The 25,153-nt window shown below is 43.3% G+C and carries 21 protein-coding genes; 11 read left to right on the forward strand and 10 right to left on the reverse strand.

Annotation, left to right across the window (positions count from 1 at the left end):
* Positions 1-121 precede the first annotated feature (121 nt).
* Positions 122-1,027 carry a LysR family transcriptional regulator gene (locus tag AB4351_RS14530; RefSeq protein WP_102394484.1) on the forward strand — a complete coding sequence of 302 codons (906 nt, stop codon included), beginning with the start codon at positions 122-124 and terminating at the stop codon, positions 1,025-1,027.
* A gap of 261 nt (positions 1,028-1,288) precedes the next feature.
* Positions 1,289-2,440, forward strand: a complete 1,152-nt coding sequence (locus AB4351_RS14535) for a BamA/TamA family outer membrane protein (RefSeq protein WP_017069662.1) — start codon at positions 1,289-1,291, stop codon at positions 2,438-2,440.
* Between the two features lie 83 nt (positions 2,441-2,523).
* On the opposite strand, the gene AB4351_RS14540 is transcribed toward AB4351_RS14535, so the two are convergent.
* The 3 genes from AB4351_RS14540 to AB4351_RS14550 all read right to left on the reverse strand — a co-directional run bounded on the left by AB4351_RS14540 (position 2,524) and on the right by AB4351_RS14550 (position 6,992).
* Positions 2,524-3,081, reverse strand: coding sequence for a PhnA domain-containing protein (locus AB4351_RS14540; RefSeq protein WP_017060062.1), 558 nt, complete (start codon positions 3,079-3,081; stop codon positions 2,524-2,526).
* A 228-nt stretch (positions 3,082-3,309) separates the two neighbouring features.
* A complete protein-coding gene (locus AB4351_RS14545) occupies positions 3,310-5,730 on the reverse strand; it encodes a VolA/Pla-1 family phospholipase (protein WP_137001949.1) in 2,421 nt (806 codons plus the stop codon).
* Positions 5,731-5,744: 14 nt separating this feature from the next.
* Positions 5,745-6,992, reverse strand: a complete 1,248-nt coding sequence (locus tag AB4351_RS14550) for a porin (protein ID WP_136974605.1) — start codon at positions 6,990-6,992, stop codon at positions 5,745-5,747.
* Positions 6,993-7,350: 358 nt separating this feature from the next.
* On the opposite strand from AB4351_RS14550, the gene AB4351_RS14555 reads away from it, so the two are divergent.
* Positions 7,351-8,433, forward strand: a complete 1,083-nt coding sequence (locus AB4351_RS14555; protein WP_017060065.1) for a site-2 protease family protein — start codon at positions 7,351-7,353, stop codon at positions 8,431-8,433.
* A gap of 136 nt (positions 8,434-8,569) precedes the next feature.
* On the opposite strand, the gene AB4351_RS14560 is transcribed toward AB4351_RS14555, so the two are convergent.
* Complete coding sequence (locus AB4351_RS14560) at positions 8,570-9,358, reverse strand: M48 family metallopeptidase (protein ID WP_102320824.1); 789 nt, start codon at positions 9,356-9,358, stop codon at positions 8,570-8,572.
* A 140-nt stretch (positions 9,359-9,498) separates the two neighbouring features.
* Here AB4351_RS14560 and AB4351_RS14565 point away from each other — a divergent pair, with 140 nt between their 5' ends.
* The 5 genes from AB4351_RS14565 to AB4351_RS14585 all read left to right on the forward strand — a co-directional run bounded on the left by AB4351_RS14565 (position 9,499) and on the right by AB4351_RS14585 (position 13,326).
* On the forward strand, positions 9,499-9,924 hold the full coding sequence (locus AB4351_RS14565) for a hotdog fold thioesterase (protein ID WP_017060067.1): 426 nt from the start codon (positions 9,499-9,501) through the stop codon (positions 9,922-9,924).
* A gap of 95 nt (positions 9,925-10,019) precedes the next feature.
* On the forward strand, positions 10,020-10,253 hold the full coding sequence (locus tag AB4351_RS14570) for a DUF3389 domain-containing protein (RefSeq protein WP_017064605.1): 234 nt from the start codon (positions 10,020-10,022) through the stop codon (positions 10,251-10,253).
* A 154-nt stretch (positions 10,254-10,407) separates the two neighbouring features.
* A complete protein-coding gene (locus AB4351_RS14575; protein WP_017060069.1) occupies positions 10,408-12,099 on the forward strand; it encodes an SgrR family transcriptional regulator in 1,692 nt (563 codons plus the stop codon).
* Between the two features lie 48 nt (positions 12,100-12,147).
* Positions 12,148-13,053, forward strand: coding sequence for a DMT family transporter (locus tag AB4351_RS14580; protein ID WP_137001948.1), 906 nt, complete (start codon positions 12,148-12,150; stop codon positions 13,051-13,053).
* A gap of 21 nt (positions 13,054-13,074) precedes the next feature.
* Positions 13,075-13,326, forward strand: a complete 252-nt coding sequence (locus tag AB4351_RS14585; protein WP_372126387.1) for a hypothetical protein — start codon at positions 13,075-13,077, stop codon at positions 13,324-13,326.
* Positions 13,327-13,433: 107 nt separating this feature from the next.
* Here AB4351_RS14585 and AB4351_RS14590 read toward each other — a convergent pair whose 3' ends face one another.
* Positions 13,434-14,042, reverse strand: a complete 609-nt coding sequence (locus AB4351_RS14590; protein ID WP_372126388.1) for a DUF2238 domain-containing protein — start codon at positions 14,040-14,042, stop codon at positions 13,434-13,436.
* A 199-nt stretch (positions 14,043-14,241) separates the two neighbouring features.
* Between AB4351_RS14590 and AB4351_RS14595 the strand changes: the two genes are divergently transcribed.
* Positions 14,242-15,081: an isopenicillin N synthase family dioxygenase gene (locus AB4351_RS14595; RefSeq protein WP_372126390.1), complete on the forward strand. Its 840-nt coding sequence runs from the start codon at positions 14,242-14,244 to the stop codon at positions 15,079-15,081.
* A 589-nt stretch (positions 15,082-15,670) separates the two neighbouring features.
* Positions 15,671-16,291, forward strand: a complete 621-nt coding sequence (locus AB4351_RS14600) for a DNA-J related domain-containing protein (RefSeq protein WP_372126392.1) — start codon at positions 15,671-15,673, stop codon at positions 16,289-16,291.
* 146 nt (positions 16,292-16,437) lie between these two features.
* Here the strand turns inward: AB4351_RS14600 and mrdA are convergent, their stop codons facing one another.
* From mrdA to AB4351_RS14625, 5 genes are all read right to left on the reverse strand, one after another.
* Positions 16,438-18,336, reverse strand: a complete 1,899-nt coding sequence (mrdA, locus tag AB4351_RS14605; protein ID WP_102478747.1) for a penicillin-binding protein 2 — start codon at positions 18,334-18,336, stop codon at positions 16,438-16,440.
* A 376-nt stretch (positions 18,337-18,712) separates the two neighbouring features.
* Complete coding sequence (locus AB4351_RS14610; RefSeq protein ID WP_372126393.1) at positions 18,713-20,368, reverse strand: P-loop domain-containing protein; 1,656 nt, start codon at positions 20,366-20,368, stop codon at positions 18,713-18,715.
* 120 nt (positions 20,369-20,488) lie between these two features.
* Entirely contained in the window at positions 20,489-22,396 is a 1,908-nt protein-coding gene (locus AB4351_RS14615; RefSeq protein ID WP_017060077.1) for a GGDEF and EAL domain-containing protein, read from the reverse strand.
* A gap of 179 nt (positions 22,397-22,575) precedes the next feature.
* The gene (fabV, locus tag AB4351_RS14620; protein ID WP_136974599.1) at positions 22,576-23,775 is read right to left on the reverse strand and encodes an enoyl-ACP reductase FabV; all 1,200 of its coding nucleotides are present in this window, start codon (positions 23,773-23,775) and stop codon (positions 22,576-22,578) included.
* Positions 23,776-23,856: 81 nt separating this feature from the next.
* The gene (locus tag AB4351_RS14625; RefSeq protein WP_017069908.1) at positions 23,857-24,480 is read right to left on the reverse strand and encodes an arylesterase; all 624 of its coding nucleotides are present in this window, start codon (positions 24,478-24,480) and stop codon (positions 23,857-23,859) included.
* On the opposite strand from AB4351_RS14625, the gene AB4351_RS14630 reads away from it, so the two are divergent.
* Positions 24,479-25,153, forward strand: coding sequence for an ABC transporter ATP-binding protein (locus tag AB4351_RS14630; protein WP_004730959.1), 675 nt, complete (start codon positions 24,479-24,481; stop codon positions 25,151-25,153). The genes AB4351_RS14625 and AB4351_RS14630 overlap by 2 nt on opposite strands.

The raw sequence follows: 25,153 nt of genomic DNA on the forward strand, positions 1-25,153 counted from the left end.
GGCCTCCTCCTACTCGATTCAAATTGACGAATTATTTTCACTAATATTATTCTGACAAAGTAGATATTTCGCCAACCTGTGATAATTTAAATACATAACGATTAAAAGTAAGCACAACAAAATGAATTTCAGCATTGAACAACTTCTCGCGTTCGTTACCGTTTATGACCAACTCTCTTTCAGCAAAGCCGCCGTTAAACTCAATAAACACAGAACGACAATCGGGCAGGTTATTACTAACCTTGAAGACCAACTCGCGGTAAGCCTATTTGAAAGGGTTGGGCGCTCTGTAAAGCCGACAGAAGACGGGCATCTTCTTTACCATTACGCTAAACAAACCATTGAACAAGCTCGTACCTTCGATAAGGTAGCATTGAGCCTCTCTTATGGCGGGTTGGAAAACATCACCTTTGCTTATTCTGGTGTGATACCTCATCAAATGCTTTTGGATATTCGAAAGAAACTGCGTCGTGATTTCCCGATGATGCGAGTGAACTTTTTAATCCGAAACAAAAAGGATATTAAGAAGGGCCTTCAAAGTGGCGAGTACCACTTTGGATTAGTCAATGTGCATGACAGCCGGGGTATACACAGCTTTGATGCGACTTTTCTAGGTCACATTGAGTTTTCCCCATTCGTTCAAAAAAATGGTGAGTTCTCATCTTTGGCGCAAGAGGATGTACTTTTAGCGTTAAGAAATTCAAAGCAGTTTATCTTGAGATCGTTTATTGAAGAGGGAATGTCAGAAAAAGTAACCATCAGCTCCGATAACGAAGAAGTCGATCAATTGGCGTTAGTTATTAAAATGGTTGAAGCCGGTTTAGGGTGGGCACTGTTACCAAAAACGTTTGCTCATTCTGAATTTTCCCATTACGACATTGAACCTATACAGTCGTCTGAAATGCACCAAGGATTCAAATTCGGTTTTGCGCTTTGGTGCAATCATTCTAAGCAAGTGAAGGATGTAAAATTATCGGTTTTATCTGTTATACAAGAACATGTTGATCGAGTATTGAGTCAATATTAGCAAAGGAAGAATGTAGGTAACTTATTAATAGAGGCTCATTTATATGAGCCTTTTGCGTTTCTGTCATCTCGAAAGCTCTTTAATTTTGTAGGGCGACATCCTCTATATAGGAGTAGGGCAACACCATTATTTGGCCTATTCTATGCCCGTCGATTAAGGACCCCCTTTATTGGCAATAAGTGTTTAATTTCTATGTTTATTGCAAGGAAGCAAACTTTCGGCCGGGTTTCGTCACCCGGTCTTTTTTATGAGGCAAATTTTATGACTCGCTGCGGCGGCATTGTTCTTCTTTCCTGCTTTTTATTTACAACATCTTCTTTCGCATCGTTTTATGATCCTGTTGATGGTCAATTTGATATGGGGCATCACCTTGCGGAAAACGCATATGGCTTTTTGCCTATCCCAATTTTGATTACCGAGCCTGCGGTGGGGTACGGCGGCGGTGTGGCTGGTTTGTTTTTACATGAGACGGATGAGGAAAAGCGACAAAGAAAGCAAGCTGCTCTTTCTGCCATAGATGGTGGTGCGCAGTTAGTACCCTCAGCAATGTCAGTAGTGGGCGCAGTAGGGACAGAGAACGAAACTTGGTTTGTATTTGGTGGCCATAGACGATCTTGGATGAATGATTCCATTCGTTACACAGGAGGCGGCGGCTTTGGTGTTGCGAATTTGGATTTGTACACATCAATCAACTGGGGCCCCATAGATCATGACCTTAGAATAGGCACGTCAACTTCGGTAGCCGTACTTTCACAAAAGGTGCAGTTCCGGATTGGGCATACGCCTTGGATGTTGGGAATAAAGCAGTTATTAGCTAAGTCTGAGATTGAATTTGATAACATGGTTTTAGACCGAATTTTGGGTAACGAATCGGTTACTTCTGGTTTAGGGTTGGAGGCTGAATATGACACAAGAGATAATTTATTTTATCCAACCAAAGGTTACAAATTGTCTGCAGATTACATGGTGTACGACGATGCGATTGGCAGTGATTACAATTACCGAAATTTGAACATAGATGGCGAAGCCTATATCCCAATTGCCAATAAATGGACGTTAGGCTTGGCTGCAAATTATCAAAGCTTCGAACAGCAAGACCTGTTTGTATCACCCACAGCGAAACCGTACGTGTCGTTACGCGGGGTGTCATCTTATCGGTACCAAGGAGATGAGATTGAAACAATTCAAGGCCAATTGACGTACAGCATCACTCATCGTTGGAAGGTGTCTGGGTTTTACGGTTCAGGGGTTGCAAAGCAAGATAACGGCATAAGCCACGACAGTACCGTCAATGCCGGAGGTGTCGGCTTTCGATACCAAATCGCGAGACGTTACGGTTTGCACCTTGGGATGGATTATGCGCAAAGCCATGAAGAACGCGCTATCTACTTTAACGTAGGCAGTGGTTTCTAGAACAACGGAATAGGTTAAATTTTTCCAAGAAAAAAGGCGCCAATTAGCGCCTTTTCGTTTTCTATCACTTTCTTACAGTAAGATTACTTCTTACGGCAGAACTCAGCGATTACGTACATTGATTGACCGCCGTTTGTTTTACCAGAAACAAGCTTAGGATCGTCACCAACGCTGATACCACGAATAACAGTACCTTGCTTAATCACTTGGTTAGTACCTTTGATTGGCAGGTCTTTGATTACTGTTACGTCGTCACCTTTCTTAAGTTCAACGCCATTCACATCAAGAGGCTTGTCATCAGCAGACATGCCGATTTGTGCCCAAACTGATGTTTCTTCTTCAAGGTACATCATGTCTAGCGCGTCCTGAGCCCAGCTTTCTGTGTTCAGACGAGTAAGTTGACGCCATGCCGTTACTTGAACTGGCGCTTCCTGGCTCCACATGCTGTCAGTCAGACAACGCCAGTGGTTGATATCTTTAGGATCGTCAATCTCACCAAGACATTTGTCACATACCATGATGCCGTGATCCACTGTTACGTGGCTGTGTGGCGGCACTGCGTATGCAGTAAGAGAAGAATCAGAACCACATAGTTCACATTTAGATTGGCAGCGTTCTAGCATAGTAGCTTCAGAAGACATAATGGACTCACATTTATTAGGTATTAAATTACGGGGCTATTATCCACTTTATTTACAATAAAGAAAGAGGTCGTACGGTATTCTGTCTTGATTAATTTTAGCTGAGATCAACCATTTGTGTTTTAAAGTTTTATGCAAACGGTCAACTAGGGGACTTGTTCGAACGACAGAGACAAAAATGCCAGCGGTTAGGCTGGCATTTGGTTTAGTGAAAAGCTTAAGTCTTAGTTATTCCAATAAAGCATCCAGTGCTGCTGCATCAAGGCTATCCGATTCTAAGAAATCAGCTACTTGAGCTCTCATTGATAGGGTATGAGTGGCATCAGAAAGGTCTGCTTGCGGTCCGATGATCGTTGAGTGTTTAGCTATTTCGTTATATTGAACAAACACACGATTCCCAGTTGAAGGGCTAGCTTTTGTTGAGTCAGTCAATCCTAACGTCGAATCTAACCCTTCAGAGCCAACAAATGAAGCCGTATATGATAACGGTGCACCATTATCATCATTGCCATTGTTTGGTACCGTTTCATCATTTTGCGACTGGATCAACAACGTTGGATAGCTAGAGCTAATTGATGACTGGTCCTCAGTGTTTGCTATTGAATGTGGATCGACCGTGTCAATAAGGGTTTGAGCGGCGACTTTAAATGCAACTAATTCAGTTTCAATTGCTGCGGCACTAGTTGGATTTTCCTTAGCAAAAGCGGTATAGCAATCGCCATCTTCAATGTCAGCCGCAGTACAAGCTGAAGCCACTGAATCCCGATACGTTGCATTTAACTGTTTAGCTAGATTGTGTTTAATTTCGGGGCCAAAGGTTTCCGATGCGAAGAGTAATTCAGCAATGTGCCCACCTGAATTAGCATATACCGCCGAGCTAAATTTATGTGTACCAGCAATTTCAGATGTAGCTACTGACGTAAATCCAGTAATACCGCCCAATGAGTGGCCCATAAATTTAACGGTTGTGTCTTTTACATCAACTCCGGCTAATGGTGTACCAGTAAAGTCATTCCCCACTTTTTCAAGTGCCATACGAAGACCTATTACATCAAGTGCACTTTGACGGATGTTGTCACGCGCAACGGGCAAAGCGCTTAGATTCAAGTAGTACAGAGCATTATCGTTAGTTGAAATAGCACCTCCGGCAAGTGAACGAGACCCATGAATAGGGTGGTCAATTGCAATGACAGCAAGACCTTCAGCCGTTAAGTTTGCCGCAAACGCATACGCATTCTCTTTTACAGAGGTAATACCGTGTTGGTAGATTACAACCCCGGTTATTGGGTCAGTTACAGGAGTAAACAAAAGCACATCAACAGCTTCAAGTGATTTAATTTGTGGTATTGGTGAATACTGAGTGACAATGCGATCACTATCTAGAGCTGTTCCACTTGCGTCCTTTGTGAGTGTTTTTCCCATTAAAGTCGTGACATCAGCTGCGCTAAGGTTTGTTGGGTCTAATCCTAATTTAACCAACTCTCCACCAACGAAAGAACTTGTAGAGTTATCCGTTAGTGCGCTTTTTATAACCGCTAAACTGTCCAATGCTGATGCAAATGGCGTTGTAGAGAACTTAGTTGGATCGGTTTCCAAGAAATATGGGAGTTGAACAGTACCTTTAGTCACGTTTACCGACGTAGTGCTGATACCAGCGTTAGAGTAAAGGAGATTTATCCCTCCAATCAAAGTGGCATTTTCTGTTGCATCGTCATCGGCAAGATATTTTTTAAAGTCAGCATCTGCAGCGATTGCTGTAGCAAATGGTGTTGTTGATGAGGAATCTAAACTAAGATTGTAAGCGTTTGTCAGATCGATATTATTTGGGTTTGCGCTGCCATTCCAATAAGTCGAAAGTGGGGCCCCAGCATCAATCATTCCGCCAATCAACGATGCTGTAGAGGCAAGAACATCACCAACAGAAGTTGTAGTAAACCAAGCTGAATACACAATCTTTTCCGCATCAATACCAACAGCGGCAGCTATAGCTTCTTGACCTTTAATTAAAGTTTGCGCACTAGCTAAGTCACCGGTTGAATAAGTTTTAGTGGCTGTTTTGAGAGCCGCATAGCTTTGCGATGTACCTACTGGGTTACCATTTACATCTGTAACGTCATCAGTAACAACAAGCAAATATTCAGACTTCTCATCAAAAGGAGTATTAGGTGTAATTGCTAGGTTTGAGCCTACTTTGTAAACTTTGTATTCAGAGCTAGCAACAGGTGTTGGTACTTGAGCCGCTGTGGATGTGTCTGTTAGCTTTTTAGAAAGCTTCAACAATGTCACTCCGGAAGTAACAACTCCAGGAGTATCACCAAAACCGTCGCCTTCAAACTCGATGTAAATTGGCATGCTGGTCGAAAAACCATCGGCATAATTTAATGCTGCTTTTGGGTTAGAAATGCTATCGTCGCCACCTGTTGGGATCGCTAACGTGCCATCTGTAGAGTCAAATAATAGGTTATTGCTTAAAGGAACTGATGCATTACTACCTTGCAAGAGCATTTTTTGAGTTGTCGCTCTTGCCAAAGACGTTTCTAGATAGGCTTCAAGTTGTTGGTTACTTGTTACCGAACTTTCGGTGTTGTCGCCACAACCTGCTAGCAGGATCGCTGAACATAGTAGAGAGATCTTAAAGTTACGTTTCATGATACGATCCTGATTTAGTTAAAAGTGTAGTTAAGCTGAACTGAAGAAAGGTAAGCGGTACCTTCTGCTTCGAAAGTCCTTTCTTGCTGAGCGCCATTTGTCTCAGTGAACTCACCGTCATCACTTACAACAAGTGCGAATCCTGCATCGACAGTCATATTTTCGCTCCAAACATAAGTGAAGCCAGCGCTATACCACATACGATCACTATCAGGAATGCTTAAAGTTGCTTCACCAGCTTGTTCGTCATAAGCGTAACCAGCTCTTAATGTCCACTTACTGTTTAGTTGGTACGTTGCGCCTAGTGAATATCGATTGTTGTCTTCATATTTTTCAGGTTTGTAGAAGCACTGACCTACTACACCGTTGTCAGTACAATCTGGACTTGTTGCTTTTAACTCCTTAAAAGTACTCCAATCAGTTTGTTGCCAACCGTAGTGAATTGCCCATTGTTCGTTAAGTTGGTGAAATGCTGAAAGCTCCAGAATAGAAGGAAGCTCGATTTGAAGACGACCATCAACCTTGGGAGATGTTGCTCTACCTGAATCGTAGCTGGTAAATTCACCGTCATCGAAATCAAGATCAACAGAAGAGCGGTAAGCGATACTAAAGCGATTGTTTTCGTTCAGCTCATACATCGCGCCAACATTCCAACCATAGGCAAATGTTTCACCGGTCATGCCTATAAGTTTGTCAGATGGATTTCCACCAACAAAGTTAGCGAGCTCGCCTTTATGGCGAGTAAGTTCAGCTTCCGCATACACAAGGTTTAAACCTGCACCAACGCTAAATGATTCATTCACGCGATACGCAATATTTGGATTTAGATTTACAGATAAGAGCGACGTATCACCAGCCATATCACCTGCCGAGATGTCATCAGGGTAATCCGTAGCAACACCATAATTGGTGAACATACCGATACCCCAAGCCCATTTTTCGTTGATTGGGCTGATGTAATATGCGGCTGGCACGACTTGTAATGGAGCAACATCTTTTGAATGCTCGTTAGCGTCAACGTCGTAAACGTTAACCTCTGGATCAACGATAGAAACCGCGCCTGAAAATTGGGCTGTATCAAATAGGGTCATTGCGGCGGGGTTTCTCGCTAGTACACTCGCGTTATCAGCTACTGCACCTTCACCTGAAAAGGCACGACCAAGACCTGAGGCAGAATGCTCAGCAACTTGGAAACCAGCCGCAAGTGAGTTACATGCAAATAGTACTGAAAGTGAAACGAGAGAGCGTTGTATTGTTTTCATCCTTGACCCTCCTAGGGCATCGAATTTCGTTATTATGGTTTGAAAACACACTGAGCATTTTTGGTGTTGAAGCTCTAATGTAAATGGCATGTTAAATTCATGTTTTATATAAAGTCAAAGAAAGAGTTGTTATTTTGTGAGGTTATGTTTTAAAGGGGCGGCACTTTAACATCGATAATATAAGTATAATCAATAATTTATTCATGGTTGGAGGTGTGACCAGAGTGTTTATGCATCGTTGCGGTATAAATAGTGTTCAATAGCTCAATATGTAACAACTTTGTTTCTGTTTACCACCATTCGCTAAATCGGCATAATATCGACACTCGTTAGAAGTCATTAAATTGGAATTTTAAGTTTGGAATTACTCGCGATAGAGTTTCTTGGAAAACCGCTTCGTTTAGAAGGATCAATGGCAGGGTGGCAACAGTTGTATTGGGATAACACTTTGGTATCTCAATTAGATGCGACCACAGACCAAGAAGACGCCCGAAAACACGAATTTACACTACGCGCTGGCGAAGAAACGTTGCAGTGTCACGTTGAATCGACCGTTCAGTGGCAACCGTTTGAGATGACGTATAAAGCGTCGGTGAATGGGCAAACCATTACCGAAGGCAATCGAAACACCAAAGATATTGAACAACAAACTCCTGTTGTCGCTCCTAAACCAGAGAAGCGTTTTAGCTTAATTGGGTTGGTGTCGCTTGGTATGAAAGCGCTTAAAAGCGCCAAGCTAATCAAGGTCGTACTTGCTTCTGCGAGTTTAGCGGCCTATTCATGGTTGTTTTCAATTCAGTTCGCTTTGGCCTTAATCGCCTGTTTAATGTTCCATGAGTACGGTCATATTAGAGCGATGAAATACTTCGGCATGAAAACCAAAGGGATCTATTTGATACCATTTCTTGGTGGCTTGGCGTTATCCGATGAAAAGATTAATACGCGTTGGCAAGATGTGGTTATCTCAATCATGGGGCCATTGTTCGGCCTGATATTGTCGTTAGTATTTATGGTGCTGTATTGGGCGACTGGCGAAATGTTCTTTGCCGGCCTTGCAGTATTTAATGCTCTATTAAACCTGTTCAATCTATTGCCGATTTTGCCTCTCGATGGCGGACATGTTCTTAAAAGTATCAGTTTCTCGATGAACAGTGTGCTTGGCATTGTACTTTGTGTCGCGGCTGCCGTTGCTGGTGTGGTATTGAGTTATCAGTTGAATTTAACCCTGTTTGGTTTCTTATTGATCATGGGCAGTGTTGAAATACTGTTTGAATGGAAAGGACGTCATCACAGTCACTTGTTACCGTTAGACAAATACGGGCAAGTCGTGTCGTTCGTTTGGTATGTAGGTTTAGTGAGCAGTTTGATTGGTGTTATCTGGTATTTTGCATCTACTGGTGATCAGCTATTAAGCCTACCATTACAAATTCTTGGTACTTAACGAGTGAGTTTCTGTTGTTGGAATTATCCAGCTGCTTAGTGCACTTGAACTGTTAGCAAGCAAGAAACTGAAAATGCCCTAACCAATATGGATAGGGCATTTTGTATTTACACCAGCTAGGCGATTCTTACTTAGATTACGCTTTGCAATTTGGTCTTGGTGAACCTGATTGAGGAAGCGTTTTTATCGTTGCTTGTAGATCTTTAATACGCGTACTGTGGGAAGGGTGCGTAGAAAGCAACTCTGGCGGTTGATTACCCCCTGATGCTTTCGCCATGTTTTGCCACAAGTTGACACTTTGGTTTGGATCGAAACCTGCTTGAGCCATATACTCTAAACCAACAACATCGGCTTCAGACTCTTGAGTTCGCCCATACGGTAGAATAACGCCATATTGAACGCCTAACCCTAACGCGGCCATCGTCATACCTTGATACTGTTTGTATTCTGATGCACCTAACGCAACGTTAGTAATAGATAAGCCCGTATTAGCGATTTGAGACTGAGAAAGGCGCTCATTACTGTGGTCCGCTAAAACGTGTGCTACTTCGTGACCGATAACCGTCGCGAGTTGGTCTTGGTTTACTGCAACATTGAGTAACCCTGTGTATACACCGATTTTTCCGCCAGGTAGGGCGAATGCGTTCACTTGATCACTATCAAACACAACAACTTCCCATTCACTAAAACCTTGTTTAGGAATATATTGAGTGATGCTGTTCGCTACGCACTGTACATAAGCGTTAGTTTTGGCATCTTTGCTGATGGGTTGTTCTTTTTTCATTTGTTCAAAAGACTGTGCTCCAAGCTGAGACATGTCTTTATCTGAAAAAAGCAGCAATTGGTTTCTGCCTGTCGGAGAAGCGCTACACGCGGTTAGGCCTGCAAGTGTGAGAAGCGAGGCAAACTTCATCCATGACGTCATACAATATCCTCTGTGTATTCGGTTTTTATGCATGTTAACATCAACTTGCGTAATAACTAAGGGCTGTAAGATAACTAACAGCCAGTAATATAGAAAAAAGCTATGCACGCGATAACAAGATCAATAATTAAGGAACCCACATGAGTATTTGGAAAAAGCCCGTTGACCTAGATACCTTCAACGCGACCTCAAAAAATACCTTAATTGAACACCTCAACATTGTTTACACCGAAGTAAATGACAACTCTTTGGTGGCAACCATGCCGGTTTGTCATTTTACGCACCAACCACTGGGTATGCTTCATGGCGGCGCATCGGTTGTGCTAGCAGAAACGCTTGGCTCATTGGCTGCAAACTTCTGCGTACCAGAAGGCTATTATTGCGTTGGGCTCGATATCAATGCGAACCACGTAAGGTCAATGCGTGAAGGGCATGTCATTGGTACTGCTGAGCCTATTCACTTGGGCGTCTCTACTCAAGTATGGCAGATCAATATCACTGATGATCGTCAACGCTTAGTTTGTACCAGCCGCTTAACTATTGCCGTGAAGAAACATAAAAGATAACAGACTAGGTAGTCGTACGCTGGTTTTGTCTTTAGAAGAAGTAATCAGTACTTAGAACAAGCAATTCGTATTTAAAGAAGTAACCCGAGAAGCCCATGGTCATAACGTTTAAAAGTGGAAAAGTCATCGCAACCGCACATGAGTTGGTTGTTCGTTTAGATGGTGAGCATAGAGTCACTTTGCAAGCTCAAGTTGACGCAATTCAACTGATTGGAAAAGGGGCAAATGTCATTTCAGCCAACGGTTCTGAGTGTAAATGGTCGATAAAACTAGACGATGAACAGCAGCTCCGTGAAATCGCCAATGAAATTGGCTGCGATGTGATGTAATCCTTTACTGTAAAAGCACTTAACCCTTCAAATTGAATAACACCTTAGGATGTCGTACTCAATAATTCACAATAAAATCGTGTCCGTAATATTGATTTTACGCCATAAAATAGGGAAACTGAATTCAATGTCCTTTGAATAAGTTTTCCTCTTTATGAGCAGCCCAAGACTTCGCGTTCAATTTGAAACCCTGTTTGAATACTTCGATGGTAAAGATTCTGATGTTCAACTCGACGACATCACGGATGTGCTTTGTTGTACCCGTCGTAATGCCCGAATGGTACTCAACAAGCTTGAAGAAGAAGGGTGGGTAGAATGGTTACCTGCAGCAGGTCGAGGAAAGTTATCTCAACTTATCTTTAAACAGAATCGTTGTGATGTCAGCGAGAACTTAGCAAGACGCTACTTGCAGGAAGGAAAAATTGGACAGGCGCTGTCAGTGCTTGATCACAATGCTGCCAAACTCACGCAAGTTATTCAAAACTACTTGGGCGTACAGTATCAAGAAGGCGAACAAGTTATTCGTTTGCCTTATTACCGGCCGCTTTCAATGCTTAACCCAACCAAATCGATGCGTCGTTCAGAGCAACATATCGCTTGTCAGGTATTCAGTGGGTTGACTCGTCTAGATGAGAATGACCAACTTCAACCCGATCTTGCTCATTCATGGCAAAAAATCAGCGATTACCAATGGCGATTCTTCTTGAGACCCGGTGTTCGTTTCCATAACGGGGAACCTCTGTTAACCAATCATGTTGTGGATACACTGCTTGCACTCGAACCTCTCAACATGTTTTCGCATATCAAAGATGTCTCTTCACCTGCAAATTGTGTAGTAGATGTTTTTCTCACACGTCCAGACAAGTATTTTCCCCTCGCACTAACGGAATCGGTCGCTAAAGTCACATTACCGATCACTTTACGTGGTGAAGACTACGATATTCGACCGATTGGAACGGGACCTTATCGCATTGAAAAGAACGACGAGAAACAACTCGTGTTAACCGCTTTCAATGGGTACTTTGGTTTCAGACCGTTAATTGATCGCGTTGAAGTTTGGGTGGTGGATGAGGCTTATTCTTCAATGGTTTACCCAAGCCTATCTAAGCCTGTTATGGCCGACCGTGGCGATAGCGATGAAGTAGAACTCGATCCTGGTTGCACGTATTTACTGCTCAATAGAAAGAAGGGTATTGCACAAGATCCCGCATGGGCACAGTTTTTATCTAACGCGTTGAATGCGGCGGATCTGTTTGTTCATATTCCAAAAGAGACTGTTATCGATTTGGGCGTGTTACACGCTTATGGGATAAAACCCGGTTGGTATGACATAAAGTTAAAAGTGCCCGTTTGTCCACCAGCAAATTCCAAACCAACGATAAGATTGGCGTATCAATGCCAACATCCAATGTTTCCAACGCTTGCCAAGGCGATTGTCACGATGCTGAAGCAATACAATGTCGATGTTGATCTTTACGGTTACGAAACCGATCCTCCACACGCTGATGATGTCGATATTTGGATTAACCCTATGGGTATCGCTAATAACAGAGACGACGCTTTAGCCGGTTGGCTAATGGACTACAGTTTTCTTGATGAATCTAGCCCGGCAGAAGACTTCGACCAATGGTGTCACATGATTGACCGTTGGCGTTCTGGTGAATTCGAGCAATTCCCAGCAAGACAGTTAGGTAAACAACTAGTCCAAAGCAATCAATTGATCCCGATGTTCCATTGCTGGTTAGGCGTCAATAAAGATCAATGTGGTACGTTGCAAAACGCGAAATGTAATGCATTAGGTTGGTTCGACTTTAGCCAAGTTTGGGTGAAGCCTGACGTTGATTGAAATCCAAGAAAACTCAATTAGGACCAAATAACTCATTTAGGAAAAACGATGCAAACTCTGATGGTTACATTTATTACGCTGGTGGCATTTGCTGCTAATTCAGTTCTGTGTCGCTGGGCCTTAATGGATCAAACGATCGATCCTTTGATCTTTTCGATCGTTCGCATCTTATCTGGTGCGCTTACGCTTCTGATTTTATTAGCTTTATCTTCCCAATCTAAAGCTAAAAGTGAGTTAGCAAGTAACACATCGCTATACACAAAGCTCAAATCACAGTTTCAACTCACATCAATATTGTCACTGCTCGTGTATATGTTTGGTTTTTCGTTTGCTTACTTAGAGCTTGGCGCAGGTCTTGGTGCTCTGGTGTTGTTTGTCGCAGTGCAATTTACGATGATTGCCGCGCACCTGTTTTCTGGAAACAGAATGTCGCTCATTGAGTGGGGCGGGTGTTTGTTATCTGTGGCAGGGCTTGTTTATTTGTTAATGCCAACGGAATCGACTCAAGCACCCGACTTAGTTTCTATTATCTTGATGTCTCTGGCCGGAATTGGGTGGGGCATTTACACATTGGCAGGAAAGAAATCGTCAAACGCACTGCAATCGACCACCGCTAACTTTGGATTCAGCTCGCTAGTTATCCTTGTGGCATTGAGCTTATTAGTTTTAATACCTAATGCATTAACGCAAGTGTCTATCACTGAGCAAGGTTTGATTTACGCGGTTATATCGGGCTCTGTGGCTTCTGGTATCGGTTATAGTTTGTGGTATTACGTAGTGAAAAAACTGAATACCGTGGTTGCGTCTATTGCACAGCTTTCTGTTCCAGTTATCGCGACACTTGGTGGCGTATTACTGTTATCTGAACCTGTCACTATGCAATTTATAGTCTCATCAACCGTTATACTTCTTGGGATAAGCTTGGTTCTTGTCGCCCCTAAACTTAAGAAATAAAGAGTTCAATCATTAACTTCTATGGCTAAACCAAACAAGAAACAACCGACCAAGACGGTTCAGATTTTCTGTGCCAAATGTAAAACGCAGCTTTTTAAGTATCGGAAAGGTGGCAAAGGTGCTCTCGTTAAGTGTTTTAAAGAACGCATTGTTGAAGATTTCACGACAGAGCCCTGTATTTGCCCTGAATGTGGCATAGAGTTCGCTCGCGATACCTTAGTTAGAGGCACACCTGCCTACAAGTTTGTTGGTGGCAAAATAACGATGAAATAAAAATGCCACAGCACGAATTGTGTGTGGCATTTCAGACCTGCTTCTGAAGTTAAGAAATGTTATTGAAGTTAAGAACTGCTCTGGATGTTAAGAATCAGAGGCGAGTATCAATGAACCCTAACTCGCCCTTGGAGCTTGAGAAGCAACAACGAGACTATCGCCCCTGTTGTATCGCAAAGCATGTCTTTCTGAGCATCCCAAATATCACCTTGTGAACCCAAGAATGCGATACCTTCATCACCACCTGCAATCTCCGCATACCACCACTCAATAATCTCATAACCTGCTGCAACACTCATGATGGCAAACAGAGCAAAGAAACACGCGAACACTGGTTGAGCCAACTTCTTACGAATCAAATACTCAGCGAGCGGGTAAGCGTAAAGACCAATCGAAAAATGCGCCACGCGGTCGAAGTTATTACGTCCAGAACCAATCAGGTTATTAAACCAATCAAAGGGTACTTCAGCGAAGGTGTACTTAGCGCCAATTGTATGCAGAACTAACCAGATGAACATCAAAAGGTAAGCCGTCTTTGAAAAAGTGAGCTTGGTTGAGAGCCACCATATCCCGACAAGAATACCGAGTGCAGGAATGATCTCAGCAATCCAAACGGCTCGAGAAGAGGGCGCAAACGCTGAAAAAAGAAAGATAACAAGATAGACAGCAGTCAGTGAAAGTAGAGGTCTATTTTGAGCAAGTGGCGTAATTGTCATCATCAGATCCTATATAAGTTTCATGTATAGTTACACAATAATGAACAGTGTTCAATTGTGATTTTATCACCAAATTTGTTGAAAAGTAGCGTTATCGCCCAGTATCTAGACAAACGGTTGCGAGAGTTTCACAAAAGTTTGATTTACAACAAAGCGAACCATAAAATCCCTCTATCACTACATAACAAGAAAGAAAGTCATGAAACTGGAAACTGTCGATTATCTTGCTGACGACGCAGCAGAACAATTTGTTCGCTCTCTACGTGAAACTGGATTTGGCGTACTAAAAAATCACCCAATCCCGAAAGAGCTTGTTGAGTCAATTTACGAAAACTGGTACCAATTCTTCATTTCTGAAGAGAAAGAGAACTTCCACTTTAATGTTGAAACACAAGATGGATATTTTCCACCTTCAGTGTCGGAAGTTGCAAAGGGCCACACTGTAAAAGATATTAAAGAGTACTTTCACGTATACCCTTGGGGTCAGATTCCTGAACAGCTGAAAGAACAGATTCTGGATTACTACCAACGCGCTAATGCTTTTGCTCAAGAGCTATTAGGTTGGGTTGAAGCACACGCGCCTCAAGAAGTACAAGAGAAGTTCTCAATCGCACTTTCTGAAATGATTAATGGCAGCGAGCAAACTCTGCTTCGCGTACTTCATTACCCACCAATGCAGGGTGATGAAGAGCCAGGTGCAATCCGCGCTGCGGCACACGAAGACATCAACTTACTGACGGTTCTTCCTGCTGCAAGCGAGCCGGGCCTTCAAGTTAAAGCTCAAAATGACGAGTGGCTAGATGTTCCATGTGACTTCGGTAACATGATCATCAACATTGGTGACATGCTTCAAGAAGCATCTGGTGGTTACTTCCCATCGACAACTCACCGTGTAATCAACCCATCAGGTGAACGCCAAGAGAAGTCTCGTATCTCTTTGCCTCTATTCCTTCACCCGAAACCAGAAGTAGTGCTATCTGAAAAGTACACAGCAAACGAATACCTAATGGAACGTCTAAGAGAGCTTGGCGTTATCTAGTCAGTTCAATGCTTCGTCCCTAAAATTGGGATAGATGTGAAAGGTCAGCTAAGTCGCTGACCTTTTTTGTATCCGTACCAAAGAATTGCGGCTTTATTACTAGGGCGTGTTGATCTTTCGAGCTGATTTTTGCAGCGAGTTGCTGGGTATTTATACAAGGCAGAGGCATCGATGTGTAGCTAGCCTACATGAGAAGCCGATAACGTAGTAGAAATGACCAGCAAACGCTGCCCGAAGGGTTCGAGCTGGGCGCCCCCGCAAAAAGCGTTTTACTCTTTGTTGAGGGAGATTTGCTTAGAATGACTAGGCTACTTCTCCCTCGCCGCGATTAAAACGCTTTTATCTCGAACAAAATTTAACCGCGAAAGGTCAACACGCCCTAATGGTTGTATTCAACGAAATGGTACTCAGTTTTGACGATAAAAGGTGCCTTTAAGCCAAACGTTAGAAAGTTGTTTGTCCTTAAGCTCGACAAATCTTAGAAAATCGCTTTCAATTAAAGAAGATACGCAACGGATGCGAAACAGGTTACTTATAGTATCCATAGTTCTAGAAATCCATTAATTCAGAGAAGCTAACTGAGTCAACTATGTCGAATTATCAAGATGTGAGAGCAAACTTTCATTGCCATATGGAAAACCCATTGCTTTGGCCGATAATGGAAGTGCTTAAGCAAAAGCCAAGCGGATGGAAAGTACACACATTGGCAGCTCATCTGAACGATCTTGGGTTTGTGCCAGTGTTGGATGCTGTGCCTGAGAAAGAGTTGTTTAAAAAGAACTTCCTTATCATGAATGCGCTTTATCAGCTTCAAGAAACCTTACACCCAGATGGTTGGCTCCAAGTCCAAGCGATGGACATCGAATTGATGAATGGTCGTTATCACGGAAGCAGTCACAGCATCGATCATCAAGACCCACTTCGAGAATACTACATTAATTGGGTTAACTATGAAGCGGATGAAGGTGAAGTCAAAAGGCTGTTGAACGAATTTTGGACTCGGTATAGAAAGTATGTGGGTGGTGATGAACTCGATATGGATCGAAGTCGAGCATTGAACCTGTTTGAGTTACCTTTAGACTCGACACACCATGAAATTAGAAAACGTTGGCGACAACTGGCATTGAGATGGCATCCGGACAGAGACGAAGGCAACACCGCAAAATTTCAGACGCTCTGTGAAGCATGGCATGTATTAAGAAGCTCATAATCGACAGGCATTTTTAGCTGTCTAATTGCTTAGAACCCTAAAAACAGAAAGCCCCACATTGTGAGTGACACAAGTGGGGCTTTGTCGTTATTACGTTATGTTTTGGGTAACTACGTTATGTGCTGTAGCGACTTAAGTTATTGGTGTTAGGAGTGATCTTTGCTCTCGCCACTTTTATGTTCAAAGGCATAGTCGAGTACTTTACGGATATAAGGCGCACCGACTTTTGAACCGCCGTTACCGTGTTCAATGACCACAGTTGCGACATATTCAGGGTGTTCATACGGTGCGAAAGCCGTGTAAAGCGCATGGTCAAGCAAGTGTCTAGCGAGTTTCTTCGAGTTGTAGACCTGATCTTTCGCAAGATCAAAGACTTGTGCAGTTCCTGATTTTCCGCCGCTCGTATAGTCAGTTCCCTTAAATGCACGTCTGCCGCTGCCTCTACTTCCGTGGTTCACGAGTCGCATCGCGTTGATTGGTACATCCCAAATTCTATCCGGCACTTCGGTGATTGAGGGCATTGGCTCCGGTTCGACAAGTTGTTGTGTACTGAAATCTTCACCATGATCTAAGGTGGCTCTTAAGATATGAGGTGGCATCACCTTACCATGATTAACCAATACTGACGTTGCTTTAGCAAGTTGCATAGGTGTCGATGTCCAATAACCTTGGCCAATACCAATCGGAACTGTGTCACCCTGATACCAAGGGGTGCGATAACGCATCATCTTCCATTCTCGAGTCGGCATGTTGGCGGTACTTTCTTCATAGATATCAATGCCTGTCGGTTCACCAAATCCAAATCGGTTCATCCAACTTGAAATTCGGTCAATACCCAAATCGAAAGCGGTTTGATAGAAGAATGAATCTACCGACTCTTCAATGGCTTGAGTGACATCGACAGGTCCGTGACCCCAACGTTTCCAGTCACGCCACGATTTAGAGTTTCGTTTAGAGCCAGGAATTCTCCAAACGCCATGGTCGTTACGGATGGTATCTTCAGAGATGACATGTTCTTGCAGTCCTGCCACAGCCATAAATGGTTTAACGGTTGAGGCAGGAGGATAAACGCCTAGAGTGGTGCGGTTAACCAACGGGTGAGCCGGATCATTCAATAAACGTTGGTAGTTCTTACTCGAAATGCCGTCGACAAATAGGTTAGGGTCGTAACTCGGGCTTGATGCCATCGCCAACACGCTGTTGTCTTTCGGATCGAGAATAACCGCGCTTCCAGTTCGGTGATCAAGTTGCTCAAAGACGTATTTTTGCAGCTCAAGGTCAATATTTAACACGATATCTTTACCAGCTACTGGCGGCACGTACTCAATGGTTCGGACTATTCGCCCACGGCTGTTTACTTCGACTTCTTGATAACCTTTGGTGCCGTGCAGAATATCTTCGTAATAACGTTCAACACCCAGTTTTCCTATGATTGTTGTAGCTTGATAATTCGCTTCTATCCCTTGTTCTTCAAGCTTTCTGAGATCGCTATCATTGATGTGCGCCACGTAACCAAGAACATGGGTAAGCACCTCACCATTCGGGTAAAAACGCTTTAAGCTGGTATCGATAGATAAGCCGGGGAACTGGTACTGGTGCACGGAGAACTTGGCGATCTCTTCCTCCGTTAAGTTCTCTAGAATAGTCACAGATTTAAAACGGCGGGTGTTGTGATAGCGTTTTTTGAAACGAGCGATCTGCTCTGCATCACGGGGGACATATTTGTCTAGCTTGGTGAGCATTGCATCGACATCATCGGTTTGCTCAGGAATCATGGTTAGATCAAAGACAAGCTTGTTCTCTGCAAGCAACACGCCGTTACGGTCGTAAATAAGTCCACGAGTAGGGGCGATAGGTAATACTTTGATTCTGTTGCCATCGGCACGAGTTTGATAGCTTTTAAAATTTTCAACTTGAAGTCGGTATAGATTGCCGACTAAGACAAGAGTGAACATCAAGATCCCACAAAACGCGACGATTACGCGGTTTTTGAATAGGTTCACTTCGATTTTATGGTCACGCATCTTAACGCGTTTATGATTCATTGAAGCCTCAAGGGTCTGTTACATTTGGTTACACTTGTCGAATCGGGACTTTATCTGAATATCACTAGGGTTTTGTAAAAGCTGTGTCATGTTTTGAGGGATCGACAGCATTAGATGGCGGTAAACAGTGCCTTTAATTTTCTCATTACAAAAGATGATAAGTAATTGATGTAAAGATTGGTTTTATGAATTTATAAAGTTCAAGAGTTTTGACGACACTAGAGGTTAGGTCAAAAGAGGTTAGATAAATTTACGGCCCTCAGAATGAGAGCCGTAGAAGGTTAATTTGCTTATTTAGTGGCTTAGAAGCTTTAGTAAATTAGAAGATTAAAACTTCAAAAACCTAGAAGCACAATAAATCCGATATTTAACGAAATCAGTTCGAAGGCTTGAACTGAGATTTACGCATACGGTTCAGAGCAGCCATCACATCTAACGTTCTTGGTTTCGCTAGGTCACCGTAGTTAGGCATGTTAGCGTGCCATTCGTTTTCTAAAATAGCGTTAAACTCTTTAGCAGGGTTGTTTGACCAACCTGGAGTTTGTGCGAATTGGAACCAAGCCCAACCGATCGCATTCACTTCAGACGGTGATTCTAATTGCTCAAGCGCAGAAAGGTCTGCAAACTCTTTACCAAAACGCAGTGACTCTTTGCCTTTAGCATTAACACGGAATTTACCGTCAGTCAGAATGTTCATCAGTGAAGCACGGTTCAATGAACGCGGTACAAACGTTTCTAAAGCAGTTTCACATTCGTTAGTACGCTGAGTAGGGTGCTGAGCAATCACGTCTTTTGCTTTTTCAGTCACATCTACCGCTTGGTAGTCGTGCATTTGAATCACAGTGTTCGCGACATCTAGGTAATCACCAGAGCCACCCATTACAACAATGGTAGAGATATCCATCTCTTCACGAAGCTGACCAATGCGGTCGACAAGTGGTGTGATTGGCTCATCGCCTTTTGACACTAGCGCTTGCATACGCTCGTCACGAATCATGAAGTTAGTCGCTGACGTATCTTCATCGATAAGTAGAGTTTGAACGCCGGCTTCAATCGATTCTTGTAACCAAGCCGCTTGAGACGTAGAACCTGACGCATCTTGTGTGCTGAAGTCAGATGTGTCTTTCTGCATTGGTAAATGGTTGATGTAGTTTGACAGGTTCAAGCTGTGCACACATCGACCATCTTCAGCGCGGATCTTCATCGTATCAATCGCAGTTACAATGCCTTCGCGACCGTCACCAGGAATATGGTTGTAGATAGAACGTTCAACGGCGTTCAACAGTGTCGATTTACCATGGAAACCACCACCAACGATCAGCGTAATGCCTTTTGGAATGCCTAGGCCGGTCACGTCACCTTGGTTTGGAGTATTTAACGTAACACTCAATGATTCTGGAGCCGCGAAAGGTACCGCATCTTTCATTGGAAGGTCGCAGTTACCCGCGATACGAGGTAACACACTGCCGTTTGCAACGAAAGCGGCTAGGTTGTTTTCATCCAATTGAGCACGCAGCGCTTCTTGGTCTTCAACGGCTTCACAATGTTTGATCATTGCATCGATGTTTAACTCACGCTCAAGCGTCGCGCGACGAATAAACTTCGGTAAGTAGAAAGTGATGATGTTGTTCGCTTTCTTAGCAAGAATGCTACGACCATCAGCTGGTAAATTAATACGGAAACGAATTTCGATGCCGTGGTCTGTGAATACAACAGCTGTGTTGTCTAATACGGTTTGACCCGTCAGCGCGATAGAAACGGTCGACTCTTGTTTCGCGAACTCAGAGAAGCTACGTGCGATAAAGTCACGAGCGGCAACTTGGTATTCGTAAGTTTTTTCTTTCAGCCAATCTAACCCGGTCAAAGACCACGCGCGCGTTGCACGAAAACGAGAAGCTGACGCGTATGGGTCACCTTGGATGTGGTCTATGTGTAATTCAAAATCAGCAAAGTCGTATTGACCTTTAATTTGTTGATATGCACGGTAGTTTTGTTTTTCGAGCTTTTTAAGCTTTGCAGTCAACTGATCCATAACGAGGAATGCCTATATAAGGGGAAAGATAAAAACAGAAAGGCGGCGATTATAAAAATCACCACCTTTAGAGTAAAGAGAAAGTAGGCCTAAATCCAAAACTAACTGCTCTTTTTCGCTTTAAGCGTAACGAGTTGTCCCCAAATAGTTTTGATTGATTAAGCTGTGTTCGAATTCTTGGCTCGGCATTGGTCTTCCGTAAAGGTAACCTTGGCCCACATCGCAGCCTTCGTTAATAATAAATTGCTCCTGAACCTCCGTTTCTATGCCTTCAATCGTCACTTTTAAGTCGAGCTTTTTGGCAATTTGGACAATAGAACGAACAATTTCCGAGTCTTCGTGTGAGTTGAGCATTTGGTCGATAAAGCTCTTATCAATCTTAATGGTGTCGAATGGGAACTTCTTCAGATAACTGAAGGAGGCGTAGCCCGTACCGAAGTCATCTAGTGACAATGTAACGCCAATATCGTGCAAAGATCCCAAGGTATTCTTGGCAACCACTTCATCTGCTATCAGTCCACTCTCCGTAACTTCAAGTTCTAAGAAACGAGGCTCTAAATGATAGGTTTCGAGTAGGTGAACCACTTGTTCCGCAAAGTGTACGTTCTTGAGTTGAATTGCAGACACATTCACAGCCATCTTGAAATCTTCAACGTATTCGGACCACTCTTTGGCTTTTTCAATCGCATTGCGTAAAACAAAGCTGCCCACTTCGAAAATCAAACCGTTTTGTTCAGCCATGTGGATCAGGGTTTCGTTAGAGATATCACCCAAAACAGGATGTCGCCAACGAAGCAAAGCTTCAGCACCGACCCAGCGATGCGTCAACGGGCTAACTTTGGGTTGAAAGTAGAGCATAAGGTCATCATTACGAACGGCTTGAAGCAAATAGCCTTCGATCTTATTAATGTGAGTTTGTTCTTCGGTATGGGATTGAGAGTAGTAAGCGAACTTTTGTCCTGAATCTTTGCAGGCTAACATCGCTTCAGAAGATTTCTGCAGAATGCTTTCCGCGTCATCTTCGTCGTTCGTAATTGCAATCCCAATAAACGCGTGCAAATGCACTTTGTCACTTTCGATGTCGAATTCTGAATGACCAACTTTAACGAGCGTCTGGCAAAGTTCTTCAAGGCGATGGTGTAAATCTTTAACGCTAAACGCCAATACGAGGTCAACCGAAGTAGGGCGTGCAGTTAATACATCGATATCAGAAATACAGTCGATGCGTTTTCGGTATTCAACAAGCACTTGGTCTAACGCGTTATAGCCGTAGCGTGCTTGTATGCGTCTACCGTTGGTAAAACCAATATGAACGACTGCAAATGAGCTGTCTGTCAGCCTTCTCTGTGACAGTAGCTTGTGGTTTAAGCGAGATTCAAATGCGTTTCGGTTTAAAAAGCCGGTGCCGAGGTCGTGATTCTTTTGGAAGTTAATCTTCTGTTCAGCCGCTTTTCGTTTATCAATTTCTTGATTCAACGAGTAATTAAGGCTCGCGAGATCTTTAGTGCGATTGTAAACGCGGTTTTTTAGGTCGCGATTCATTTGGGTAAGCTTGGCGTGTTGGAATAGGGTTTTAAGCTGAGATTCAATCGAAGTCCGAAAGCTCTCTAACAGTTTGATATAAGTAGGGGTGTAGTGATTCTCTTTCGAGTCCAAGATACAAATGGTGCCAAACAGTTCACCGTTAGGCCAAAGTAATGGAATACCACAATAGGAGACTAAGCCGAGTTTGATGTCTGGGTTGTTGTCCCACTTAGGATCGGCAAGCGCGTTAGGCACAAGAAGCTGTCGTTGAGTTTCCATCACTGTTTCGCAGTACAGCCCATTCCCCAGCGTTTCAGAATCACCTTTGTTGTATGGGTTGTTCTCGCTACGACTGGTTGAAAAAACTTCAATGTAATTGGCGTGAACACGCATGATTAGTGCTGCGGGCACTTGAGTAATTTGAGCTAAGAGGTCGACAATATTCTGCCAACCGTGCTCCATATCGTCTGGGATATCTAAATCGAGAGTTTTTATTTTCTTCATATGACTCCGAGTCAATTATGCTAAATGCATCAACACATCCTGTGTTAATTATGATGAACCAAAGAAAACTGTGAATCTTACGTTAACTAAGTATAAGAAATGTTGCACGAAAAAACCTCCGCAATTATGCAGAGGTTTTCAAATGTGAATCCGGGTCTCAGTAATGAGATAATTTTAGATTAAGGCTTTAACTTTATAAAATCTTCTGTATTAAGTTTCTGGCTATAATCTACCGATGGTTGAGCAAACCCATTTAATTGTAGAAATTCTTCTTTAAACCCTTGGTAATCCCCTAAGGTTTGGAAGTTATTTTCGTCCATCTTTTCTAGCAGTTCAGTTACGTGCGCTTGGGTTTCTGGGTCTAATTCCCAATCATCCATACGGATCAATCGCTCACCATCAAGTGGTACTTTGGATTGACCATAAAGTTTACTGCCAAACAGACGCTGCATTTGTTGGATACAACCTTCGTGGGTCTCTTTCTCTTTCATCACCTTATACAAAGCAAGTAAGTAAGGGCTTAATCCAGGGATGAAAACGCTCGCTTTAGTGACTAGGGCTTTACATACCGCCGCGTAAGCGTTGCCATCAAAGTTAGCTAACTCTAGATTAAGAGCGTGGCTGGTTTGGTGAAGGTCGATCTTAGCGCGTCCCAATGTACCGTCTAAATAGATAGGATGTGTGACTTCTGGACCCACATAAGAAAACGCGATTGTCTTACAACCCGGAGCAATAGATTCTGCGTTGATGAGCTCATCTATCCATTGTTCCCAATCTTCGCCTCCCATCACTTTGAGTGTGCTTTCGGCTTCTTCTTCTGTTGCAGCGTCGAGCGTGTTGGTCACCCAGTCGTCGTGCTCAAGGGAAATCGTCGCGCCAGTAACGCTTTCGCCAATCGGTTTAATAGCTGAGCGCCAAAATTCATCGGAGTCTGGTTTTGGTCTCACACCTGCGGCTAAGCTGTAAATGATCAGATCGACTTCACCTTCGAAGTAGGTTTCAATGGCTTCGACAACTTGTGAGCGTGTTTCTTGCGAAAATGCGTCGCCAACGATGTTGATAGCAGTGCGTTGCTCTCGTTCGGCTTCTTTCTTGAAGTAGATGTTGTTGTACCAACCGGCACTACCGAGGGATTTTTCGTTGGGACCGCGTTCGAATGAGACGCCGATGGTGTCAGCTTTTGCACCGCCAAAGGTAAGGGCGATACGAGCGGCAAGGCCGAATCCAGAGGAAGCGCCGATGATCAGTACTCGTTTAGGGCCATCTTTGATTTGCGGCGCACTCTTAACAAACTTGATTTGTTGCTTTACGGCTTCTTGACAGCCAAGAGGGTGAGCGCTTTTGGCTACCACACCCTTGATAACAGGTTCGATCAGCATAAATAACCTTACAGTTAACGGTGATATGCACTCAGGCTAACGTAAAGCTGTGTAAAATTTATTGAGCTAGACCATTAAAACTTAAAGATACTGATATAATTCTTCGGCGACGAATTCAGCAATCCAAGGTTGAGCTTCTGGTTTTGGATGCAGTCCATCGTTCATCATCCACTCAGGTTTGAGGATGATATGCTCTAGGAAAAACGGCAAAAGTGGCACGTTTTGTTGATCAGCAAGCGCTGCAAAAACGTATTCAAACTGCTGGTTGTAACGCTTTCCGTAATTTGGTGGGATTTTAATCTGCATCATTATAGGTTTGGCGCCCGCAGCTTTTATCTGCTCAATGATCTGCTCAAGATTTGCAGACATCAGCTTAGGTGGGAAACCACGAAGTCCATCATTCGCACCAAGTTCGATAAGAACGGTGTCTGGAGCATGTTCTTCAAGCAATTGTGGTAGGCGGGCTAAACCATTGCCCGTTGTATCACCAGAAATACTCCCGTTAACCACGGTAACCGCTTTATCATGTTTTGCTAGCGCGTCTGGCAACAAACTTGGCCAACTCTGTTTGATATCCATGTTGTAACCAGCACTCAAACTATCGCCAAGTACCAATAACTTTGAATCTTGAGCTGACGCAGAGCCTTGAGCTAAAGAAGCGGTTGAAAATAAAATAAAAAATAAAAAGGAAATTAGTCGAGTCATGCATACATCCATCATTAAAGCAGAAGCTGTTTCCAAGACAGTGTCTACTAATCAAGAACATTTAACAATCCTAGAGCACGTTGATATCGATATTCGTGAAGGCGAAACGGTCGCGATCGTAGGCACGTCTGGTGCGGGTAAATCGACCCTAATGACGCTGTTAGCTGGTCTTGATGTACCAACGAAAGGCGAAATCAGTTTATTAGGACAGCCACTTTCACAGCTTGATGACGAGGCAAGAGCGAAGATCCGCAGTGAATCGGTAGGGTTTGTATTTCAAAGCTTCTTGTTAATTCCAAGTCTTTCAGCGCTACAAAATGTCACGTTACCTTGTTTGTTAAAGGGAGAAGACGAAGACATCGAACGCGCGACTGCTCTGCTTGAATCAGTAGGCTTGAAAGACAGGCTTGATCACTTACCGTCGCAGCTATCTGGTGGTGAACAACAAAGGGTCGCGTTGGCGCGCGCATTTATGATTAAGCCAAAAATTCTTTTTGCCGATGAACCCACAGGCAACCTAGACCAACAAACGGCAGCCAAAATTGTTGAGTTGTTGTTTGAATTGAACTCATCCCACGGCACAACTTTAGTTTTGGTGACACACGATCCTAAGCTTGCACAACGTTGCCAAAGAACACTCAAGATGCATGTCGGTCAGATAGAGGAAGTCTAA

The sequence above is a fragment of the Vibrio sp. 10N.261.51.F11 genome (assembly GCF_041471665.1).
GTDB lineage: Bacteria > Pseudomonadota > Gammaproteobacteria > Enterobacterales > Vibrionaceae > Vibrio > Vibrio crassostreae_C.

What these genes read in the sequence shown, in the direction of transcription:
- AB4351_RS14530 (WP_102394484.1), top strand. Translation starts at nt 122, where the DNA reads ATGAATTTCAGCATTGAACAACTTCTCGCGTTCGTTACCGTTTATGAC.
- AB4351_RS14535 (WP_017069662.1), top strand. Translation starts at nt 1,289, where the DNA reads ATGACTCGCTGCGGCGGCATTGTTCTTCTTTCCTGCTTTTTATTTACA.
- AB4351_RS14540 (WP_017060062.1), bottom strand. Translation starts at nt 3,081, where the DNA reads ATGTCTTCTGAAGCTACTATGCTAGAACGCTGCCAATCTAAATGTGAA.
- AB4351_RS14545 (WP_137001949.1), bottom strand. Translation starts at nt 5,730, where the DNA reads ATGAAACGTAACTTTAAGATCTCTCTACTATGTTCAGCGATCCTGCTA.
- AB4351_RS14550 (WP_136974605.1), bottom strand. Translation starts at nt 6,992, where the DNA reads ATGAAAACAATACAACGCTCTCTCGTTTCACTTTCAGTACTATTTGCA.
- AB4351_RS14560 (WP_102320824.1), bottom strand. Translation starts at nt 9,358, where the DNA reads ATGACGTCATGGATGAAGTTTGCCTCGCTTCTCACACTTGCAGGCCTA.
- AB4351_RS14565 (WP_017060067.1), top strand. Translation starts at nt 9,499, where the DNA reads ATGAGTATTTGGAAAAAGCCCGTTGACCTAGATACCTTCAACGCGACC.
- AB4351_RS14570 (WP_017064605.1), top strand. Translation starts at nt 10,020, where the DNA reads ATGGTCATAACGTTTAAAAGTGGAAAAGTCATCGCAACCGCACATGAG.
- AB4351_RS14575 (WP_017060069.1), top strand. Translation starts at nt 10,408, where the DNA reads ATGAGCAGCCCAAGACTTCGCGTTCAATTTGAAACCCTGTTTGAATAC.
- AB4351_RS14580 (WP_137001948.1), top strand. Translation starts at nt 12,148, where the DNA reads ATGCAAACTCTGATGGTTACATTTATTACGCTGGTGGCATTTGCTGCT.
- AB4351_RS14585 (WP_372126387.1), top strand. Translation starts at nt 13,075, where the DNA reads ATGGCTAAACCAAACAAGAAACAACCGACCAAGACGGTTCAGATTTTC.
- AB4351_RS14590 (WP_372126388.1), bottom strand. Translation starts at nt 14,042, where the DNA reads ATGACAATTACGCCACTTGCTCAAAATAGACCTCTACTTTCACTGACT.
- AB4351_RS14595 (WP_372126390.1), top strand. Translation starts at nt 14,242, where the DNA reads ATGAAACTGGAAACTGTCGATTATCTTGCTGACGACGCAGCAGAACAA.
- AB4351_RS14600 (WP_372126392.1), top strand. Translation starts at nt 15,671, where the DNA reads ATGTCGAATTATCAAGATGTGAGAGCAAACTTTCATTGCCATATGGAA.
- mrdA (WP_102478747.1), bottom strand. Translation starts at nt 18,336, where the DNA reads ATGAATCATAAACGCGTTAAGATGCGTGACCATAAAATCGAAGTGAAC.
- AB4351_RS14610 (WP_372126393.1), bottom strand. Translation starts at nt 20,368, where the DNA reads ATGGATCAGTTGACTGCAAAGCTTAAAAAGCTCGAAAAACAAAACTAC.
- AB4351_RS14615 (WP_017060077.1), bottom strand. Translation starts at nt 22,396, where the DNA reads ATGAAGAAAATAAAAACTCTCGATTTAGATATCCCAGACGATATGGAG.
- fabV (WP_136974599.1), bottom strand. Translation starts at nt 23,775, where the DNA reads ATGCTGATCGAACCTGTTATCAAGGGTGTGGTAGCCAAAAGCGCTCAC.
- AB4351_RS14630 (WP_004730959.1), top strand. Translation starts at nt 24,479, where the DNA reads ATGCATACATCCATCATTAAAGCAGAAGCTGTTTCCAAGACAGTGTCT.
- AB4351_RS14625 (WP_017069908.1), bottom strand. Translation starts at nt 24,480, where the DNA reads ATGACTCGACTAATTTCCTTTTTATTTTTTATTTTATTTTCAACCGCT.